We start from the raw sequence: 281 nt of genomic DNA, 5'->3' as shown, positions 1-281 counted from the left end.
ATGGCGCCGCCTACCGCGCCGCCATGATGGCGAACAATGGCGGCAGCATCGACACCGACGACGAGGAGTGGACGCTGTTTCCGATCAGGGACGCGTCCGACAGGAAGCGCCTGGCGCGATCCTGCAACGACATCGTCACCGAAACGCAGTGCTGCCGTGAGTGGGGCGGTTTTCCGGCGGACGTCGTGGCCATCGCGGAAAACGGGGAGGGGGACTACCTGGTGCTGCGCCGCGAGGGCGACGCTTTCGCCCCCGCGCCGCAGGTGTGGCGCCACGAGACG

At 68.7% G+C, this 281-nt stretch carries 1 protein-coding gene; it reads left to right on the top strand.

The window, feature by feature from the left end:
* The coding region (locus ACNKXS_RS15430) for an SMI1/KNR4 family protein (RefSeq protein ID WP_417921658.1) at positions 1 to 281 on the top strand (281 nt) is incomplete at both ends.

This window comes from Christiangramia marina (assembly GCF_048285865.1).
GTDB classification, from domain to species: domain Bacteria; phylum Bacteroidota; class Bacteroidia; order Flavobacteriales; family Flavobacteriaceae; genus Christiangramia; species Christiangramia marina.
The sequence above is the reverse complement of the archived record's forward strand: the minus strand, read 5'-3'. Positions and strand labels throughout refer to the sequence as shown.